Source organism: Klebsiella sp. BIGb0399 (assembly GCF_003752615.1).
Classification (GTDB): Bacteria; Pseudomonadota; Gammaproteobacteria; order Enterobacterales; family Enterobacteriaceae; genus Klebsiella; species Klebsiella lignicola.
Genome location: NZ_RKHT01000007.1, coordinates 451,247 through 471,363 on the forward strand (window position 1 = coordinate 451,247; position 20,117 = coordinate 471,363).

Sequence of the window (20,117 nt, forward strand, 5' to 3'; positions counted from 1 at the left end):
TTGTGGAGAAGGCTATCATTCCGCCGGAAAAGAAACCCTACCAGGAAATTGGTGATGATTTACGCGCACAGATTGCGCAGGGGCGCTATCCCGTTGGCTCGCGCCTGCCGCCGGAACGCAATATCGCCGAAACCTATGGCGTCAGCCGGACTATCGTCCGGGAAGCGCTGCTGATGCTGGAGCTTCAGGGAACCGTCGATATTCGCCAGGGCTCCGGGGTCTATGTCATGCGCATTCCGCACGAGGACGACAGCGAGGAAGAGCAGATGCTGAGCAGCGACGTCGGACCGTTTGAAATTCTCCAGGCGCGCCAGCTGCTGGAGAGCAACATCGCCGCCTTCGCCGCTAAAATGGCCACCCGCGCCGATATCGATAATCTCAAACGTATTATCGAACAGGAGCAGCGGGCGATTGCGACCAATGACACGGCCCAGGATAACGCCCGGCTGTTTCACCTGGTGCTGGCCGGGGCGACGCAAAACCAGATGCTGCTGGCCACCGTGGAGCGGATCTGGCTGCAGATGGACAGCAGCCCGCTGTGGCAACAGTTTAATGCGCATATCGCCAGCCGCGCCTACCGCCTGAAGTGGCTGGGGGACCGGCAAACGATCCTCGCCGCGCTACGTCGGCGCGATGTGATGGGGGCCTGGCAGGCGATGTGGCAGCACCTCGAAAACGTCAAAAACAGTCTGCTGGAGCTGTCTGATGAAGACGCGCCGGATTTTGACGGCTATCTGTTTGAGTCCGTACCTATTTTTCAGGGAAAGCTGGTATGACAATCCTGCCGCTGTATGCCGCACCGCAGCACGCGGAGCAGGTGACGGAATGGTTGTGGCAGGCCTTCGGTGGGGAGACGCTGCCGCGGCCCTTTTTTGCCAGCATCATCGCGCACAGTCAGGAACCGGAGGCGCTGCCGATCACCTTTATCGCCGTCGAGGGCGACCGGCTGTTGGGAACGGTGGGGCTATGGCGCTGTGATTTAATCAGCCGCCAGGATCTGTTTCCGTGGATGGCGGCGCTGTACGTTGCCGAGGACGCGCGAGGCCAGGGGCTCGCCGGAGCACTGCAGCAGCAGGCGATCGCCTATGCCCGCCAGCGCGGGTATCCGCAGCTTTATCTTTACTCCGGTTGCCGCGATTTTTATGAGCGCTTTGGCTGGCACTATATCGGCGAAGGCCTGGATTACCCGGCCACCGCCGTGAGCCTCTACCGCTACGATTTATCGCTTTCCGACGGTGCGCTGACCGAGTGACGGCGAACCAGCGTCGGGCTGAACAGATGGGTGATTTCCGGTGCTGCACGTTGATCTGCCAGCGCCAGCGCCAGTTCTGCGGCCTGAGTTGCCATGGTTACGATAGGGTAACGCACGGTGGTCAGCCGTGGGCGAACGTAGCGCGAGATCAGCACATCATCGAAGCCAATCAGTGAAATTTCCCGCGGTACATCAATACCATTGTCATTAAGCACGCCCATGGCGCCCGCCGCCATCGAGTCGTTATAGCAGGCCACGGCGGTAAAGTTGCGCCCGCGTCCCAGCAGCTCCGTCATCGCCAGTTCACCCCCGCTTTCGTCAGGTTCCGCAAAGGTCACCAGCCGATCGTGGCAGGGTAAACCGCTCTCTTTTAAGGCGTCGTAATAGCCCTGCAGGCGGTCTTCGGCATCGGAAATCGCGTGGTTGGAGCACAGATAACCGATACGGGTGTGTCCCTGTTGGATCAGGTGACGGGTCGCCAGCCAGGCGCCGTAGCGGTCATCCAGCGCCACGCAACGCTGTTCAAAGCCCGCCAGAATGCGGTTGATAAGCACCATGCCGGGGATCTGTTTCATCAACCCGGCGAGCTCGTCATCAGGGATCATTTTGGCGTGTACCACCAGCGCGGCACAGCGATGGCGGATGAGCTGTTCAATGGCCTGGCGCTCTTTCTTCACGCTGTGGTAGCCGTTACCGATCAGCAAAAAGTTACCGGTGTGGTAGGCCACCTGTTCGACGGCTTTGACCATCGCGCCAAAAAAGGGGTCGGACACATCGCCCACCACCAGACCGACGGTTTCTGTCGACTGCTGGGCCAGCGCGCGGGCATTGGCGTTGGGATGATAATTCAGCGTTTCCATCGCCGCGGTGACAGACTGGCGCGAGGTTTCACTGGCTTTGGGGGAGTTATTGATCACGCGGGATACGGTAGCGACGGACACTCCAGCGAGTCGGGCTACATCCTTTATTGTCGCCATACCTGACCTTTTATAGGGTAAGCGTTTACATAAAGGTTATGTTACGGGAAAGCGCGGCAGATTCAAGGCTGGCGGCATCTGCTATCACGCAAATGTGATACAGATTTGCCTTAACGGTGACAAAGTTACACAGCGATTGCGCGCGGGAACAGCGAATGAAACCGGGAAGGGAAGATTCACACCTTTGGTTACACTTTGCGATTAGCTGTTGCGAATGTTCGCTGGTTTATCCATTCAATGCATTGATATTCTGGCTATCCCAGAGGTATTGATAGGTGGAGTCAACGGTTACGTTGGCCACTCTAATTACACCAGCCTGCGCAGATGCGCAGGTTTTTTTTTGCCCGCCGTTCAGCCTTGTTACAGTTACCGAAAATGGCAATAACTGGTTGCACTTAGCGTTATTCCCTTGCGTTTTATCGCTGGTGCGTCAGGGGCAAAAAACAGGACAATCAGGGTCCCAGAGGTATTGATAGGTGAGTTTTTAAGTACGCATTTCGTACTGATTATCTTGCACCAGCCTGCGCAGATGCGCAGGTTTTTTTTATTCTGAATTCCGCACCCTACACTGCATTCCCGCCTCTTCTCGTGTAACCTGCTTTGACTTACTCACCGGTCAAATGGAGTTGTTATGCTGTTGGCATTTTTCAGGTTGCTGTTCAAAGGGTTGTATCGGGTCAGATTGACCGGTGACACGCAGTCCTTGCAACAACAAAAGGTCTTGATCACCCCGAATCACGTCTCTTTTATCGATGGGATCTTGTTAGCCTTATTCCTGCCCGTCAAACCGGTTTTTGCCGTATACAGCTCTATCAGCGAACGCTGGTTTATGCGGGCGCTAAAGCCAATTATTGATTTTGTCCCGCTGGATCCGACCAAGCCGATGTCGATTAAGCATCTGGTGCGCCTGATTGAGCAGGGGCGTCCGGTGGTGATTTTCCCGGAAGGCCGTATTTCAGTCAGCGGCTCGCTGATGAAAATCTATGACGGCGCGGCTTTCGTGGCGGCGAAGTCACAGGCGACGATCGTTCCGCTGCGTATCGAAGGCGCAGAGCTGACCCCGTTCAGCCGCCTGAAAGGGCTGGTGAAGCGCCGCCTGTTTCCACGCATTCAGCTCCATCTGCTGCCGCCAACCCGCATTGAGATGCCGCAGGCGCCTCGCGCCCGCGACCGCCGTAAAATTGCCGGTGAAATGCTGCATCAGATCATGATGGAAGCGCGCATGGCGGTTCGCCCGCGGGAAACCCTGTATGAATCGCTGCTGGCGGCGCAGGACCGGTTCGGCGCCCGTAAAAACTGCGTGGAAGACATTAACTTCACGCCGGATACCTACCGCAAACTGCTGACCAAAACCCTGTTTGTGGCGCGTATTCTGGAAAAGTACAGCGCTCAGGGTGAGAAAATTGGCCTGATGTTGCCCAACGCCGGCATCAGCGCGGCGGTGATCTTCGGCGCCATTGCCCGCGGGCGTATCCCGGCGATGATGAACTATACCTCGGGCGTAAAAGGTCTGAGCAGCGCCATTACCGCCGCCGGGATCAACACCATTTTCACCTCCCGTACCTTCCTCGATAAAGGCAAACTCTGGCATCTGCCAGAGCAATTGACCCAGGTACGCTGGGTCTTTCTGGAAGACCTGAAAGGCGACGTCACGACCGGCGATAAGCTGTGGATCTTCGGCCATTTGCTGGCGCCAAAGCTGGCGCAGGTGAAACAGCAGCCGGAAGATGCGGCGATCATCCTCTTTACCTCCGGCTCGGAAGGCCACCCGAAAGGGGTGGTGCACAGCCACAAGAGCATTCTTGCCAACGTTGAGCAGATTAAAACCATCGCCGACTTCACCGCCAACGACCGCTTTATGTCGGCGCTGCCGCTGTTTCACTCCTTCGGTCTGACCGTTGGCCTGTTGACCCCGCTGTTTACCGGCGCCGAAGTGTTCCTCTATCCCAGCCCGCTGCATTACCGCGTGGTGCCGGAGCTGGTTTACGATCGCAACTGTACGGTACTGTTCGGCACCTCAACCTTCCTTGGGAACTACGCGCGCTTTGCCAACCCGTATGATTTTTATCGTCTACGCTACGTGGTAGCAGGAGCGGAAAAGCTTCAGGAAAGTACTAAGCAGCTGTGGCAGGACAAATTTGGTCTGCGCATCCTCGAAGGCTACGGCGTCACCGAGTGTGCGCCGGTAGTGTCCATTAACGTGCCGATGGCCGCGAAGGTCGGAACCGTCGGGCGCATTCTGCCGGGGATGGATGCCCGCCTGCTGGCAATGCCGGGGATTGAAGAGGGCGGCCGCCTGCAGTTAAAAGGGCCGAACATCATGAACGGCTATCTGCGTGTCGAGCAGCCAGGCGTGCTGGAAGCGCCAACCGCCGAGAATCAGCACGGTGAAATGGAAAGCGGCTGGTACGACACCGGGGATATCGTCACCTTTGACGAGCAGGGCTATGTCCGGATTCAGGGGCGTGCCAAACGCTTTGCGAAAATCGCCGGCGAAATGGTGTCGCTGGAGATGGTCGAGCAGCTGGCGTTGGCGCTCTCTCCGGACAAGATGCATGCCACGGCGATTAAACAGGATGCCAGCAAGGGCGAGGCGCTGGTGCTCTTTACCACCGACGATGAACTGAACCGTGAAAAACTGCTGCGCTACGCCCGCGAACATGGCGTACCGGAGCTGGCTGTACCGCGCGACATTCGCTGGCTGAAGCAGCTTCCGGTTCTCGGCAGCGGTAAGCCGGACTTTGTCACTCTGAAAGGCATGGTTGATCAGACGGAACATTCGCATGAGTGAGTCAGTACACACTAACACTTCGCTGTACTCGAAAGGCATGATGGCGGTCATCTGCGCCCAGTTTTTCTCAGCCTTTGGCGACAACGCTCTGCTGTTCGCCACCCTGGCGCTGATGAAGCAACAGTTCTATCCGGACTGGAGCCAGCCGGTGATGCAGATGTTGTTTGTAGGTGCTTACATACTCTTTGCGCCGTTCGTCGGACAGTTCGCCGACAGCTTTGCAAAGGGACGGGTGATGATGGTCGCCAACGGCATGAAGCTGATTGGTGCCGGCTGTATCTGCTTCGGTCTCAACCCGTTTATCGGCTATACCCTGGTGGGGATTGGCGCTGCCGCCTACTCGCCGGCTAAATACGGCATCCTCGGCGAACTGACCACCGGCGATAAGCTGGTCAAAGCCAACGGCCTGATGGAATCTTCCACGATTGCGGCGATTTTGCTGGGATCTATGGCCGGCGGGATCCTTGCCGACTGGCACGTGCTGGCGGCCCTGGCTATCTGTGCGCTGGTGTACGGTGCGGCGGTGATCGCCAACCTGTGGATCCCGAAACTGCCGGCGGCGCGACCGGGCCAGTCATGGCGTTTCACGCCGATGACCCACAACTTCTTCAGCGCCTGCCGCACGCTGTGGCGCAATGGCGAGACGCGGTTTTCCCTGATGGGGACCAGCCTGTTCTGGGGCGCTGGCGTGACCTTGCGTTTCCTGCTGGTGCTGTGGGTCCCGGCGGCGCTGGGCATCACCAGCAACGCCATGCCGACCTACCTTAACGCGATGGTGGCGGTCGGGATTGTGCTGGGGGCCGGGGCGGCGGCGAAGCTGGTTACGCTGCAAACGGTCTCTCGCTGCATGCCTGCCGGGATTCTGATTGGTGTGGCGGTGATCTTTTTCGCCGTGCAGCACGCGCTGCTGCCGGCGTTTGGCCTGCTGCTGCTGCTGGGTATCTTCGGTGGTTTCTTTATCGTGCCGCTCAACGCGCTGCTGCAGGAGCGCGGTAAGCATACGGTTGGCGCCGGCAATGCCATTGCGGTGCAGAACCTCGGTGAAAACGTGGCGATGTTGCTGATGCTGGGGCTCTATTCGCTGGCGGTCAGCATCGGTATTCCGGTGGTTGGCGTCGGGATTGGCTTTGGCGCGGTGTTTGCGCTGGCGATCGCTGCCCTATGGATTTGGGGACGGCGTAAATAATCTCTCGGTGGCGCTGAACTGGTATTTTCCCGGAGTCGGCGCATTGCGCCTGTCCGGGCTACAAGTTCATGCGGTTTGTAGCCCGGGTAGGGCGTTTACGTCGCGACCCGGGATTTCCCTTCTTACGGTGCCGGGTAGGTATAAACCTGATGCACCGCTTCAATCTCTGCCAGGACCTCAGCGCTTAACTCAAGATGCAGGCTCTCGACGTTGGTCTTAAGCTGATCCATGGTGGTTGCGCCCAGCAGGGTGCTGGCGACAAACGGCTGACGGCGTACGAAAGCCAGCGCCATCTGAGCCGGGTCGAGGTGATGACGTTTGGCGATATCGACATAGGCCGCGACCGCTTTCTGCGTTTGCTCGCCGCTGTAGCGCGTGAAACGGCTGAACAGCGTATTGCGCGCCCCGGCCGGTTTCGCACCATTCAGGTATTTCCCGGTCAGCGTACCGAAGCCGAGGCATGAGTATGCCAGCAGCTCCACGCCTTCATACTGACTGACTTCCGCCAGACCCACTTCGTAGCTACGGTTGAGCAGGCTGTAGGGGTTTTGAATGGTCACGATGCGCGGCAGGTCGTGTTTGTCCGCCAGGTGCAGGTAGCGCATGACGCCAAAAGCCGTTTCGTTGGAGACGCCGATATAGCGGATTTTACCGGCCCGCTGGAATTCGGTGAGTGCTTCGAGGGTATCGAGCAGCGTCACCACCGGCGCGGAGTCGCTCCAGCTGTAGCCCAGTTTGCCGAAACAGTTGGTCGGGCGCTGCGGCCAGTGAACCTGATAGAGATCGAGATAATCGGTTTGCAGACGCTTCAGGCTGTCGTGCAGGGCATCGCGGATATTTTTACGGTCGAGCACATGGTTGGGGCGAATGCTGCTGTCGCTGTTGCGCGCCGGGCCGCTGACTTTGGAGGCGAGGACTAACTTTTCGCGATTTCCGCGCTTCGCCAGCCAGTTACCGACATAGGTTTCCGTCAGCCCCTGGGTTTCCGGGCGCGGCGGGACAGGGTACATCTCAGCAACATCAATCAGGTTAATGCCCTGACTGACCGCGTAGTCGAGCTGTTCGTGCGCGTCGGCCTCGCTATTTTGCTCACCAAACGTCATGGTGCCCAGTCCAAGCGTACTGATTTCAAGAGAACTGTGTGGGATACGGTGATACTGCATAGCCGGCTTCCTTTTTTATTAACAAGGTCAGGAGTTCCCCCGACAAAGGAGTATCAACATGGCAGAGGGGGAGAAAAAGAGGAAGTAAAAAGATCAAAAAAGCCGGGCTTTCAGAATCCGCAGGCGTGATGCGGCGGATGTATCAGAACGTCCCGACTCTTTTATTAAGACGATATGGCGATGTTGCAAGCGACGTCAGCAATCTGCTTCGGTTCAGTGCTGGCCGCTGACGCGTATTAACGTTTAATAATCTGTGAAACGTCATCGCGATTGATCTGCATTTTGTTGCCTTGCTGATCTTCGTAACTGATAAGACCGGTGTCATCATCGACGGCCGGTTTGCCATCGGTCAGAATCATGCGTCCATCTTTCGTTGCCATCACGTAATCGCTGCTGCAACCGGAAACCGAGAACGCCAGTCCTACGGCGGAAATCAAGACTGCCCATTTTTTCATCGTTATTACCTCTTTATATGGTCGCACCTCACACCAGTGTATTAATAGCCTGATTTGTGAGACATAAAAAGCAGTTAAGTCTTAAAAAAGATTACAGCCCAGGTTTGGGCTGTAATTTTGTGGGTTACAGCGGATTTTTTTTGTTACGCAGCAGGTTGAGACTTTCGACGGCAATCGAGAAGAACATCGCGAAGTAGATGTAGCCTTTCGGGATATGGATCTCGAAGCTTTCCAGCATCAGGGTAAAGCCGACCAGAATCAAAAATGACAGGGCCAGCATTTTTACCGACGGGTGTCGGTCAACGAAATCGCCGATTGGACGCGCGGCGAACATCATAACGCCGACGGCAATCACCACCGCAGCCATCATGATAAACAGGTGATCCGACAGGCCCACGGCGGTAATGACCGAATCAAGGCTGAAAATAATATCCAGCAACATGATCTGCACGATCGCCCCCATAAAGGAGTGGACGTTGGTTTTGAGCCCTTCTTCCTCGCCTTCTATTGATTCATGGATCTCCTTACTGGCTTTCCAGATAAGGAACAGTCCGCCGAGCAGTAAAATCAAATCGCGAAACGAGACTTCATGACCGAGCACGCTAAACAGCGGGTTGGTGAGCTTAATAACCCAGGCAATAGAGGCCAGCAGCGCCAGGCGCATTATCATCGCGCCCATCAGGCCGATTCGTCGCGCGTGAGCGCGCTGAGCGGTCGGAAGTTTGGCGACAACCAGAGAGAGGAAAATAATATTATCAATCCCGAGCACGATTTCCAGCAGCGTCAGTGTACCGAGCGCCAGCCAGGCGTTAGGGTCGGTTATCCATGCAAATAACATTGTTCAAAGTCCAGCAAAAAAGAAAGTCGTAATTATATGCAACCCGGCTGGCAGAACAAAAATTTAATCGTGCCGCAGAAGAAAATGTCGGGCCAGCAGGGCGGCGGTAAAATTCTTCTTCAGATAAAAGCCCCGAGGCAGCGTGAGAATGGGTTCGCCATGTGCGCCAATCGCCTCGGTTAGTGCTTTGCTGTTGGCGGCTTTTGGGCGCAGCTGCAGCACTTCGCCGTGGCGGGCGGTGATACGTTCAACCTGGCCGAGGACGATCAGATCCATCAGCTCCTCCCAGTCCATGCGCAACTGGCGATCCTCTTCCTCATTCGGGGTCCACAGCAGCGGCGCGCCGACACGGCGTTGTGCCAGGGGGATCGCCCGATCGCCCTCCACCGGCACCCACAATACCTGTTGGAGCTTATGACGCACGTGGCTGCTTTCCCAGGTCACGCCGCTGTTGCCGGTCAAGGGAGCGACACAGACAAAGGTGGTTTCCAGCGGGCGACCCTGGCTATCGACAGGAATGGTTTTGAGCTCGATGCCCAGCGCGGCGAAATCCTGCTCGGGCTTGCTGCCGGCGCTGGCGCCAAGCCACATCTCCAGCAGAATGCCGATCCACCCCTTATCGCGTTTTAAATCTCGTGGAATGGGAATGCCTGCCAGTGCCGCCAGTTCACCCAGCGAGTAGCCTGCCAGCTGCTGGGCCTGGGCCAGAAGTTGCTGCCGGGATTGCGGTGGTGACGTTAACGGCGCGATGGCGGTCATACGGTGATTATCCTGGTTAAAAAACGAACGCTAAAATAGCGCGTTGTGGACAGAGTTTACCTTTTCTTGGGTAACTATGACAATGTGATGATTCATATGGCTTTTTTTTGATATTTTTGTCGTTGTGAAAATGATGAAAACAGGTTTTCCAGAACTGGTCACTGGCAATGAACAGGATCTTACACCATGTTATCCACAGAAAAATGGGATAACTGGGGAAAAGCCCCACTACTGTTTCCATTTACAGCCTTGACGTGCGACGAAAATCGAATTTTTAGACAAAATGTGCCCAGTGGGCAGGCATAATCTGTGGATAAAATCGACATTGTTCGATCTTTCATCAGTTCCAGGATCGCATGTGTGATGATCATCACGTTATGCTGCAATTATTGAAAGATATATGTGCTAACATAATGAATACAATGCCATTATTAAATGATGTTATCCGTAAGCGATTCAGACTACTCCGGGTTTTCCCTGGGTAATTCCATACTTCTTCACAACTCTATCCACAGAAAAAGTGAATAAAATGGGGCTGCGATCGCTTTCACTGTTTATAACTCTGCTGATTACTGTGAGTTATTCAAATGTTATTCGATCGCACAGTGGCAACAGAGTGGTTTACCGTTTACAGCGAGTGTGAAACAATCATTCACATTGAAGATTATTTTGAGGTAGTCCGGTGATTGATGACGATGGCTACCGCCCAAATGTCGGTATTGTAATCTGTAATCGTCAGGGCCAGGTCATGTGGGCCAGACGCTATGGTCAGCACTCGTGGCAGTTCCCGCAAGGGGGCATTAATCCAGGGGAATCAGCCGAGCAGGCGATGTACCGGGAGTTGTTTGAAGAGGTTGGGTTAAGTCGTAAAGATGTACGAATCCTGGCTTCTACCCGGAACTGGTTGCGTTACAAATTGCCTAAACGTTTGGTGCGTTGGGACACAAAGCCGGTTTGTATCGGCCAGAAACAGAAGTGGTTTCTTCTGCAGTTGATAGGCAGTGATGCAGAAATCAATATGCAAACCAGTAGTACACCTGAGTTTGATGGTTGGCGATGGGTAAGTTACTGGTACCCGGTTCGTCAGGTGGTGTCGTTTAAGCGCGACGTGTACCGCCGGGTGATGAAAGAGTTTGCCAGCGTCACCATGTCGCTGGCAGAAACGGCACCTAAACCGCAAAGCGCGCCTGCTTATCGACGCAAAAGAGGTTAAGCCACGCACATTATGCTCACTCGGTTACGAGAAATCGTCGAGAAAGTCGCGAGTGCGCCACGTTTAAACGAGGCGCTGGATATTCTGGTCACAGATATCTGCCAGGCGATGGAAACGGAAGTCTGTTCGGTCTACCTGGCCGATAACGATCGGCGATGCTACTACCTTATGGCCACTCGCGGGCTGAAAAAACCTCGCGGGCGTACCGTTGCGCTCGCCTTTGATGAAGGCCTGGTTGGCCTGGTCGGCCGCCTGGCTGAACCTATCAACCTTGCCGATGCGCAAAAGCACCCCAGCTTTAAATATATTCCGGCCGTTAAAGAGGATCGCTTCCGCGCGTTTCTTGGCGTACCGATTATCCAGCGGCGCCAGCTGCTGGGCGTGCTGGTGGTGCAGCAGCGCGAGCTGCGCCAGTTTGACGAAAGCGAAGAGTCGTTCCTTGTTACGCTGGCGACGCAGATGGCCGCCATTCTCTCCCAGTCACAGCTGACGGCGCTGTTTGGCCAGTATCGCCAAACCCGCATTCGCGCACTGCCGGCATCTTCCGGGGTGGCGATTGCCGAAGGCTGGATGGACATTAGCCTGCCGCTGATGGAGCAGGTCTATGAAGCCTCGACGCTGGATACCGCTTCCGAACGCGAACGTCTGACCGGCGCGTTGGAAGAGGCGGCTAACGAATTCCGCCGCTACAGCAAGCGCTATGCCGCCGGGGCGCAAAAAGAGACCTCGGCAATCTTTGACCTCTATTCTCACCTGCTGTCTGATGCCCGACTGCGCCGCGAGCTTTTTGCCGAAGTCGATCAGGGCGCGGTGGCCGAATGGGCGGTGAAAAAGATCATCGAGAAGTTCGCCGAGCAGTTTGCCGCGCTGAGCGATGGCTATCTGAAAGAACGTGCTGGCGACCTGCGTACCCTCGGACAGCGCCTGCTGTTCCACCTCGATGACACCATCCAGGGGCCCAATACCTGGCCGGCTCGCATCGTTCTGGTGGCGGACGAACTCTCCGCGACAACGCTGGCAGAGGTTCCTCAGGACCGGCTGGCGGGTGTCGTCGTACGCGACGGGGCGGCGAACTCTCACGCGGCGATCATGGTTCGTGCCTTAGGGATCCCGACGGTGATGGGCGCCGACATTCAGCCCTCGTTGCTTCACGGACGCATGCTGGTGGTGGATGGCTACCGTGGCGAGCTGCTGGTGGATCCTGAACCGGCGCTATTGCAAGAGTATCAGCGGCTGGTCAGCGAAGAGAACGAACTCAGCCGCCTGGCGGAAGACGATCTTGAACGGATCTCCGAGCTAAAAAGCGGCGAGCGGGTCAAGGTCATGCTGAATGCCGGCCTGAGCCTCGAGCATGAAGAGAAGCTCGGTAACTTTATCGACGGCATTGGTCTGTATCGCACTGAAATACCGTTTATGCTGCAAAGCGGCTTCCCGTCGGAAGAGGAGCAGGTTGCTCAGTATCAGGGCATGCTGCAGATGTTTAATGAAAAACCGGTAACCCTGCGTACGCTGGATATCGGTGCCGATAAACAGCTGCCGTATATGCCGATCAGTGAAGAGAACCCGTGCCTTGGCTGGCGTGGGATCCGCATCACCCTCGATCAGCCGGAGATTTTTCTGATTCAGGTGCGCGCCATGCTGCGTGCCAACGCCGCCACCGGCAACCTCAGTATTTTGCTGCCGATGGTGACCAGTCTGGATGAGGTCGATGAGGCACGACGCCTGATCGATCGCGCCAGTCGCGAAGTGGAAGAGATGATTGGCTATGCCATTCCGCGTCCGCGTCTTGGGGTGATGCTGGAGGTGCCGTCGATGGTCTTTATGCTGCCGCACCTGGCCAGCCGCGTCGATTTTATCTCTGTCGGAACGAATGACCTGACCCAGTATATTCTCGCAGTCGATCGCAACAATACCCGGGTGGCCAGTCTGTACGACAGCCTGCATCCGGCGGTATTGCGGGCACTGTCGATGATTGCACATGATGCCGAACGTTTCGGTATCGACCTGCGGTTGTGCGGCGAAATGGCCGGTGACCCGATGTGCGTGACGATTCTGATTGGCCTCGGCTATCGCCATCTCTCGATGAACGGCCGTTCGGTGGCAAGGGTAAAATATCTGCTGCGCCGCATTGATCTCGAGGAGGCGCAAGAGTTGTCGCGTCGTAGCCTTGAAGCGCAGATGACAACGGAAGTGCGTCATCAGGTAGCGGCCTTTATGGAGCGTCGTGGCCTGGGCGGTCTGATCCGCGGCGGCCGGTAGCCTCTCTTCCGGGTAAGGCATTGATGCCGCAGCCCGGGAGAACTTCACCGAGTGGATCACCGGCAGCACGATGGCCGTTAGCATCCGTATACATATCTTTTACAACAACGGCACGGCCAGTGAATTAACCTTATGTTATTATTCGCCCCCTTGGAGCACCCGCATAGCTCGGGCGTGTATGATGACCGCTGTCCACTTTCGGCGGAATAACAAGTCTTTATGGTGACAGATGAATAGTGGCTACCTGCATTTTCCGGAGTTTGATCCGGTAATATTTTCCGTTGGGCCGGTTGCCCTCCATTGGTACGGCATGATGTATCTGGTCGGGTTTGTTTTTGCGATGTGGCTGGCCACCCGTCGGGCCAATCGTCCGGGCAGCGGCTGGACCAAAAACGAAGTCGAAAACCTGCTGTATGCCGGCTTCCTTGGCGTCTTCCTCGGTGGTCGTATTGGTTACGTTCTGTTCTATAACCTGCCGGTCTTCCTGCAGGATCCGCTGTATCTGTTCCGCGTCTGGGACGGCGGGATGTCGTTCCACGGTGGCCTGATTGGCGTTATCCTGGTGATGATTATCTTTGCCAAACGCACCAAACGCACCTTCTTCCAGGTATCCGATTTTATCGCGCCGCTGATCCCGTTTGGCCTCGGTGCTGGACGACTGGGCAACTTTATCAACGGTGAACTGTGGGGCCGCGTTGACCCGAGCTTCCACTACACGATGATTTTCCCCGGCTCACGGGCGGAAGATCTGGCGCTGCTGCCGTCACATCCGGAATGGCAATCGCTGTTTGATACCTATGGCGCACTGCCGCGTCACGCTTCACAGCTGTACGAACTGGCGCTGGAAGGGATTGTGCTGTTCCTGATCCTGAACCTGTTTATCCGCAAACCGCGCCCAATCGGCTCGGTCTCGGGTCTGTTCCTGATTGGCTACGGCCTGTTCCGCATTATCGTGGAATTCTTCCGTCAGCCGGATCAGCAGTTCACCGGTGAGTGGGTGCAGTACATCAGCATGGGCCAGATTCTTTCCATTCCAATGGTGCTTGCGGGCATCATTATGATGGTCTGGGCTTACCGCCGCCGTCCGCAGCAACAAACTTCTTGAGGAACCATGAAACAGTATCTTGATTTGATGCAGAAAGTGCTTACAGAAGGCACGCCAAAAAATGACCGCACCGGTACCGGCACGATCTCTATTTTCGGCCATCAGATGCGTTTTAACCTGCAGGAAGGTTTCCCGCTGGTGACGACCAAACGCTGTCATTTACGCTCCATCATCCATGAACTGCTGTGGTTCCTCCAGGGTGACACCAACGTCGCGTATCTGCATGAGAACAACGTCAGCATCTGGGACGAATGGGCAGATGAAAATGGCGATCTGGGGCCGGTTTACGGCAAACAGTGGCGCTCCTGGCCGGCGCCAGACGGCCGCCATATTGACCAGATCAGCACCGTAATGGAGCAGCTGAAAAACGACCCGGATTCGCGTCGTATCATCGTTTCCGCCTGGAACGTTGGCGAACTGGACAAGATGGCGCTGGCGCCGTGCCATGCGTTCTTCCAGTTCTATGTTGCGGACGGAAAACTCTCCTGTCAGCTCTATCAGCGCTCCTGCGACGTGTTCCTCGGCCTGCCGTTTAACATCGCCAGCTATGCGTTGCTGGTTCATATGGTGGCCCAGCAGTGCGATCTGGAAGTGGGTGATTTTGTCTGGACCGGCGGGGATACCCACCTGTACAGCAACCACCTTGAGCAGACGGATCTGCAGCTGAGCCGCGAGCCTCGTTCACTGCCGAAGCTGGTTATCAAGCGCAAACCGGCGTCGATTTTCGACTACCGCTTTGAAGACTTTGAGATCGAAGGCTACGACCCGCATCCGGGAATTAAAGCGCCGGTGGCGATTTAATTTAACCAGATCAGGACGTGACAGAAAACAACAACCGGTGCCAGTGGCGCCGGTTTTTTTTGTGCCATGAATAACCCTTCCAGATTTCCCGCAACGCGCTGCAAATGTTGATTCTTGCTTCGGCGCGCCACGCGAATCGCTCTTTTTCCTGTCGTTCCGATGCTGCAACTTCCCCATACTTGCGCCATGAACAGACAACGCGGCTATACCCTCATTGAAACGCTGATAACGCTGGCTCTGATGCTAATCCTCAGCGCCGGGGCGCTGTACGGCTGGCAGCGCTGGCAGCAGCAACAGCGATTATGGCAAACCGCCAGCCAGGTGCGCGAATACCTCGTGCTGCTGCGCGATGATGCCAACTGGCATAACCGCACCCGCCTGCTGAGCGTGGGCCAGCACGCCGATGGCTGGTGCCTGAGCGCCCTGGAGGCGCCCGTGAATTGTGCGCCCGCAACGCCGTTTACATTCCTGCCGCGCTGGCCTGAGGTATCGCTCAGCCATATCACGCCGGGCCTGGGCTTTTACGGGCTGCGCAATAGCGCCTGGGCCGGACATATCCGGCTGCACAGCGCGGGTGACAGCTGGAACATAATTGTCTCTAACTGGGGGCGCATTCGTCTGTGCCGCAATGAGGAGAGCGCATCATGCCTGTGATCTCCCGTGGGTTTTCTCTGGCTGAGACGCTTATCGCGATGGCTATCAGCGCCATTTTGCTGACCGGCGCCTCGCGTTTCTTACCTGCGCTGCAACGGCAGGTACTGCGCCAGACGCAGCAGCAGTCGCTGGATGACGAACTGTGGCAGCGCCTTTATACGGTAGCCAAACATCTGCAACGGGCAGGGTATTGCCGTGGGAAGTGCGTGGGGGAGCCGCTGCTGATCGCCAGCAGCGGCCACTGCATCATCGTCCGCTGGGACAGTAACAGCAACGGCGTATGGGATATCTCGCCGGAGGCAACCTCCGATGCCACGGGCTTTCGCCTGAGCAACGGCGCGTTAGAAACCCGGCGCGGGGTGACCAGCTGTTATGGCGGCGGATGGGAGAAAATGACCAATCCCGCGGCGATCAACGTGACCCATTTTGAGGTGACCCGCCAGACGACTACCGGCTTTGCGCCAGAGCTTATCGTGACCCTGGCCGCACACTCGACCGCGGATCCACGAATGACCGCCCATGCGGAATACCGCGTGACGGGATATAACCTATGAGCCGCCAGCAGGGGTTCTCGTCATTGTTGATGGTGCTGTTGCTACTGGTGCTCGGTAGTACCCTGCTACAAGGGCTGAATCAGCGCCAGCGCGCGTTGTTGGCGCAAACCGCCGGAGAAACCCGGGCCATCCAGGAAACCGCCGGGGCGCACTCCGCCCTGCAGTGGGGAAAAGAGCAGCCGTGGTCGATAGATGACCCCGCAGCCTGTCGGCACACAGGTAGCGATAACTGGCGAGCTTGTCTGCGTATTTTTAACGATGCCTCGGTGCTGCTGATAGCCAGCGGCGGCAGCATCTTATTATGGCAATCCGGGCGGGTTGAAAAGGGCGTGGTCCAGTTTTCACCCCACGGCTGGAGCGACTTCTGCCCGCTGACGGGGGAGGGCTTATGCCAAATGCCCTGAGCCGGGAGCACGGTTTTAGCCTGCCGGAAACGCTGCTGGCGATGGTGCTGCTGATGATGGTAGTGACCGCACTTGGCGGCTATCAGCGGGGGTTAGCCAGCGGATTTATTCAATTAAATCAGTATCGCCAGCTATGGCGTGATGCGTGGCGCTACGGTCAACTGAACCCTCCCGTCATCTCGGGCGGCAGGGCGGTCAGCCGTTTGCAGACATCGGCGGCAAGATGTGTCAGCATCACGGTAACGATCACCATGCCCGTTGAAAAACGGGTGCAGATGACCCGGCTGCATTGCCCGGTAAATCAGTAGTCAGGAGCGAATATGTTAAGGGTGTACCACTCAAACCGTCTGGATGTTCTTGAAGCGTTGATGGAGTTTATCGTCGAGCGCCAGCGGCTGGACGACCCTTTCAAACCGGAGATGGTACTGGTGCAAAGTACCGGTATGGCGCAGTGGCTCCAGATGACCCTGGCAAAGCGATTTGGCATTGCGGCCAATATCGAATTTCCACTGCCAGCCAGCTTTATCTGGGACATGTTTGTTCGCGTACTGGCGGATATCCCCGGTGAAAGCGCCTTTAATAAACAGAGCATGAGCTGGAAACTCATGACCTTGCTGCCGCAGCGCCTCGACGATGACGCCTTTACGTTGCTGCGCCACTATCTGAGCGACGACAGCGATAAGCGCAAGCTGTTCCAGCTTGCCTCCAGGGTGGCAGACCTCTATGACCAGTATCTGGTCTATCGCCCGGAATGGCTGATGCGCTGGGAGGCTGACGAACGGGTTGATGGCCTTGGCGACGCGCAGCAGTGGCAGGCGCCGCTGTGGAAAGCGCTGGTCGAACACACCGCCGAACTGGGACAAGAGTCCTGGCACCGAGCGAATTTGTACCAGCGTTTTATCAGCGCCCTGGAAGCGGCAGATGAACCGCCGGCCGGGCTGCCTTCACGGGTGTTTATCTGTGGTATTTCGGCGCTGCCGCCGGTCTATCTGCAGGCGCTACAGGCGCTGGGCAAGCACGTGGATGTCTACGTGCTGTTCACCAACCCTTGCCGCTACTACTGGGGCGATATTAAAGACCCGGCTTTTCTGGCGAAACTGATGTCGCGCCAGCGCCGTCATCACCGCGAATCACGGGAGCTGCCGCTGTTCCGCGATGCCGAACAGGCGCCGGGGTTGTTTAACGACGCCGGGGAACAGGATGTTGGCAACCCGCTGTTGGCCTCCTGGGGCAAGCTGGGCCGGGACTATATCTATCTGTTGGCCGGGCTGGAACGCTATGAAGAGCTGGATGCCTTCGTCGATATCACGCCTGATAATCTGCTGCACAATGTACAGGCCGATATTCTCGATCTGCGCAATGCGGCGGTGGCCGGGCGTAACGCCGAAGAGTTTGCCCGCAGTGACAGCAAGCGCAGGCTGGCTCTGGACGACCGTAGTTTGACTATTCAGGTGTGCCATAGCCCGCAGCGCGAAGTAGAAGTCCTGCACGACCGGCTGCTGGCGATGCTCGAAGAGGACCCGACCCTGACGCCGCGCGATATTATCGTGATGGTGGCGGATATCGACAGCTACAGCCCCTACATTCAGGCTGTATTCGGCAGCGCCAGCGGCGAACGCTGGCTGCCGTGGGCTATTTCCGACCGACGCGCCCGTGAATCGCACCCGGCGCTACAGGCGTTTATTACGCTGCTGTCGCTGCCCGACAGCCGCTTTGCCAGTGAAGATGTTCTGGCTCTGCTGGATGTGCCGGTTCTGGCTGCCCGCTTTAGCATTGATGAAGCGGGGCTGCGCTACCTGCGTCAGTGGGTTAACGAGTCCGGCGTGCGCTGGGGGATGGACGACGATAACGTACGTGAGCTGGATCTACCCGCCACCGGGCAGCACACCTGGCGTTTTGGTTTGACGCGTATGCTGCTGGGCTATGCGATGGACAGCAGCCAGGGCGAGTGGCAATCGGTATTGCCGTACGACGAGTCCAGCGGGCTGATCGCCGAGCTGGTGGGCAACCTGGCGTCACTGCTGATGAAGCTCAACCAGTGGCGTCACACGCTGGCGCAGGAGCGCCCGCTGGCGGAATGGTTACCGCTGTGTCGCGAACTGCTGGACGACTTTTTCCTGCCTGATGGCGACACGGAAGCCGCTCTGGCGTTGATCGAGCAGCAGTGGCAGGCGGTCATTGGCGAAGGCGCTCAGGCGCAATATGCGCAGAGCGTTCCCCTGTCGCTACTTCGTGATGAGCTGGCCCAGCGCCTGGATCAGCAGCGTATCAGCCAGCGTTTCCTCGCCGGGCCGGTCAACATCTGTACCCTGATGCCGATGCGTTCGATCCCGTTCAAAGTGGTGTGCCTGCTGGGGATGAACGACGGCATTTACCCGCGTACGCTGGCACCGCTGGGCTTCGATTTAATGAGCCAGAGGCCGCAGCGGGGCGATCGCAGCCGCCGCGATGACGACCGCTATCTGTTCCTCGAGGCGCTGATGTCTACCGAACAGACCTTATATATCAGCTATATCGGCCGCTCGATTCAGGACAATAGCGAACGTTACCCGTCGGTACTGGTACAAGAGCTGGCGGACTATATTGGCCAGAGCCACTGTCTGGAAGGTGATGAAGAGCTGGATTGCGACGCCAGCGAGCGGCGGGTCAAAGCGCACATCACCCATCTGCATACCCGGATGCCCTTCGATGCGGCCAATTTCCTCAACGATGAACATCGAAGCTACGCCCGGGAATGGCTGGCGGCCGCCAGCCAGCAAGGGGAGGCGCACAGTGACTTTATCCAGCCGCTGCCGGTGCCGCCCATTGACACTCTGCCGTTTGAACAGCTGTTGCGCTTCTGGCAGCACCCGGTCCGGGCCTTTTTCCAGCAGCGCCTGCGGGTTAACTTCCGCTCTGAAGAGAGCGATATTCCCGATGACGAACCCTTTACCCTGGAAGGGCTTAGCCGTTATCAGCTGAATCAACAGCTGCTGAATACCTTGATTGAGCAACAGGATGCCGCAGCGATGTATCGTCGTTTCCGGGCTGCGGGCGAGCTACCTTTCGGTGCTTTTGGCGAGCTGGCCTGGGAGACGCAACGTCAGGAGATGCAGAACCTTGCGGAGCGGGTTATTGCCAGCCGCCAGCCAGGGCAGAGCGTGGAAATCGATCTGCAATGTCACGGCGTTAACATTACGGGCTGGCTGCAGCAGGTACAATCGGACGGCCTGTTACGCTGGCGGCCTTCGCTGCTGAGCGTGGCGCAGGGGATGCAACTTTGGCTGGAACACCTTGTCTACTGTGCTGGTGGCGGAACCGGCGAAAGTCGGCTGCTGGTGCGAAAAGAAGGCGAGTGGCGTTTCCCACCGCTGGCGCAAGAACAGGCAAAGGCATATCTTGATGAACTGGTAGCGGGTTACCTGCAAGGCATGTCCAGACCGCTACTGCTGCTGCCTGAAAGCGGCGGCGCATGGCTAAAAGTCTGTTATGACGCTGAAAAGGATGTCATGTTAACGGACGAAGAGACACAACAAAAAGCGCGGAGTAAATTTCTTCAGGCCTATGAAGGCAATATGGTGGTCAGCGGTGAAGGTACCGATGTCTGGTATCAACGCCTGTGGCGCACTCTTGAACCGGAATACTATGACGAGATTATTATCCAAACACAGCGTTACCTGTTGCCGATATTTCGTTTCCATCAGTCCGAATAAATTGTAATAGTATA

The 20,117-nt window shown here is 56.9% G+C and carries 18 protein-coding genes and 1 pseudogene; 13 read left to right on the plus strand and 6 right to left on the minus strand.

The window, feature by feature from the left end; all coding sequences use genetic code 11:
- Positions 1 to 2: 2 nt before the first annotated feature.
- Both EDF82_RS16790 and EDF82_RS16795 read left to right on the plus strand, forming a co-directional pair.
- Complete coding sequence (locus EDF82_RS16790; RefSeq protein WP_123756657.1) at positions 3 to 776, plus strand: GntR family transcriptional regulator; 774 nt, start codon at positions 3 to 5, stop codon at positions 774 to 776.
- Positions 773 to 1,252, plus strand: coding sequence for a GNAT family N-acetyltransferase (locus EDF82_RS16795; protein WP_123756658.1), 480 nt, complete (start codon positions 773 to 775; stop codon positions 1,250 to 1,252). The genes EDF82_RS16790 and EDF82_RS16795 overlap by 4 nt, the downstream gene beginning before the upstream one ends.
- Here the strand turns inward: EDF82_RS16795 and galR are convergent.
- On the minus strand, positions 1,213 to 2,229 hold the full coding sequence (galR, locus tag EDF82_RS16800) for an HTH-type transcriptional regulator GalR (protein WP_123756659.1): 1,017 nt from the start codon (positions 2,227 to 2,229) through the stop codon (positions 1,213 to 1,215). The genes EDF82_RS16795 and galR overlap by 40 nt on opposite strands.
- Before the next feature lie 631 nt (positions 2,230 to 2,860).
- On the opposite strand from galR, the gene aas reads away from it, so the two are divergent.
- Together aas and lplT are read left to right on the plus strand one after the other, a co-directional pair.
- On the plus strand, positions 2,861 to 5,020 hold the full coding sequence (aas, locus tag EDF82_RS16810; protein ID WP_123756660.1) for a bifunctional acyl-ACP--phospholipid O-acyltransferase/long-chain-fatty-acid--ACP ligase: 2,160 nt from the start codon (positions 2,861 to 2,863) through the stop codon (positions 5,018 to 5,020).
- Complete coding sequence (gene lplT / locus EDF82_RS16815) at positions 5,013 to 6,206, plus strand: lysophospholipid transporter LplT (protein WP_123756661.1); 1,194 nt, start codon at positions 5,013 to 5,015, stop codon at positions 6,204 to 6,206. Before aas ends, lplT begins: the two co-directional genes overlap by 8 nt.
- A gap of 122 nt (positions 6,207 to 6,328) precedes the next feature.
- On the opposite strand, the gene EDF82_RS16820 is transcribed toward lplT, so the two are convergent.
- The 5 genes and pseudogenes from EDF82_RS16820 to EDF82_RS25680 all read right to left on the minus strand — a co-directional run.
- Positions 6,329 to 7,369, minus strand: coding sequence for an NADP(H)-dependent aldo-keto reductase (locus EDF82_RS16820; RefSeq protein WP_123756662.1), 1,041 nt, complete (start codon positions 7,367 to 7,369; stop codon positions 6,329 to 6,331).
- A gap of 236 nt (positions 7,370 to 7,605) precedes the next feature.
- Positions 7,606 to 7,824: a YgdI/YgdR family lipoprotein gene (locus EDF82_RS16825; protein WP_004867116.1), complete on the minus strand. Its 219-nt coding sequence runs from the start codon at positions 7,822 to 7,824 to the stop codon at positions 7,606 to 7,608.
- Between the two features lie 124 nt (positions 7,825 to 7,948).
- Positions 7,949 to 8,662: a TerC family protein gene (locus EDF82_RS16830; protein ID WP_123756663.1), complete on the minus strand. Its 714-nt coding sequence runs from the start codon at positions 8,660 to 8,662 to the stop codon at positions 7,949 to 7,951.
- A 63-nt stretch (positions 8,663 to 8,725) separates the two neighbouring features.
- On the minus strand, positions 8,726 to 9,421 hold the full coding sequence (mutH, locus tag EDF82_RS16835; protein WP_123756664.1) for a DNA mismatch repair endonuclease MutH: 696 nt from the start codon (positions 9,419 to 9,421) through the stop codon (positions 8,726 to 8,728).
- Between the two features lie 88 nt (positions 9,422 to 9,509).
- Positions 9,510 to 9,650, minus strand: a pseudogene (locus EDF82_RS25680) (hypothetical protein); the annotation flags it as partial.
- 453 nt (positions 9,651 to 10,103) lie between these two features.
- Between EDF82_RS25680 and rppH the strand changes: the two are divergent.
- The 9 genes from rppH to recC all read left to right on the plus strand — a co-directional run bounded on the left by rppH (position 10,104) and on the right by recC (position 20,103).
- Positions 10,104 to 10,634 (plus strand): RNA pyrophosphohydrolase, encoded by a 531-nt coding sequence (gene rppH / locus EDF82_RS16850; protein ID WP_123756667.1) that lies wholly within the window; start codon positions 10,104 to 10,106, stop codon positions 10,632 to 10,634.
- A 12-nt stretch (positions 10,635 to 10,646) separates the two neighbouring features.
- Complete coding sequence (gene ptsP / locus EDF82_RS16855; protein ID WP_123756668.1) at positions 10,647 to 12,893, plus strand: phosphoenolpyruvate--protein phosphotransferase; 2,247 nt, start codon at positions 10,647 to 10,649, stop codon at positions 12,891 to 12,893.
- 229 nt (positions 12,894 to 13,122) lie between these two features.
- A complete protein-coding gene (gene lgt, locus EDF82_RS16860; protein WP_123756669.1) occupies positions 13,123 to 13,998 on the plus strand; it encodes a prolipoprotein diacylglyceryl transferase in 876 nt (291 codons plus the stop codon).
- A gap of 6 nt (positions 13,999 to 14,004) precedes the next feature.
- The gene (gene thyA / locus EDF82_RS16865) at positions 14,005 to 14,799 is read left to right on the plus strand and encodes a thymidylate synthase (RefSeq protein WP_123756670.1); all 795 of its coding nucleotides are present in this window, start codon (positions 14,005 to 14,007) and stop codon (positions 14,797 to 14,799) included.
- A 159-nt stretch (positions 14,800 to 14,958) separates the two neighbouring features.
- Entirely contained in the window at positions 14,959 to 15,453 is a 495-nt protein-coding gene (locus EDF82_RS16870) for a prepilin peptidase-dependent protein (protein WP_227540137.1), read from the plus strand.
- Entirely contained in the window at positions 15,444 to 16,007 is a 564-nt protein-coding gene (locus EDF82_RS16875; RefSeq protein ID WP_123756672.1) for a prepilin peptidase-dependent protein, read from the plus strand. Before EDF82_RS16870 ends, EDF82_RS16875 begins: the two co-directional genes overlap by 10 nt.
- Complete coding sequence (locus EDF82_RS16880) at positions 16,004 to 16,411, plus strand: DUF2509 family protein (RefSeq protein ID WP_123756673.1); 408 nt, start codon at positions 16,004 to 16,006, stop codon at positions 16,409 to 16,411. Before EDF82_RS16875 ends, EDF82_RS16880 begins: the two co-directional genes overlap by 4 nt.
- Positions 16,396 to 16,719, plus strand: coding sequence for a prepilin-type N-terminal cleavage/methylation domain-containing protein (locus EDF82_RS16885; protein ID WP_123756674.1), 324 nt, complete (start codon positions 16,396 to 16,398; stop codon positions 16,717 to 16,719). The genes EDF82_RS16880 and EDF82_RS16885 overlap by 16 nt, the downstream gene beginning before the upstream one ends.
- Before the next feature lie 12 nt (positions 16,720 to 16,731).
- Complete coding sequence (gene recC / locus EDF82_RS16890) at positions 16,732 to 20,103, plus strand: exodeoxyribonuclease V subunit gamma (RefSeq protein ID WP_123756675.1); 3,372 nt, start codon at positions 16,732 to 16,734, stop codon at positions 20,101 to 20,103.
- The last annotated feature ends 14 nt before the right edge of the window (positions 20,104 to 20,117 follow it).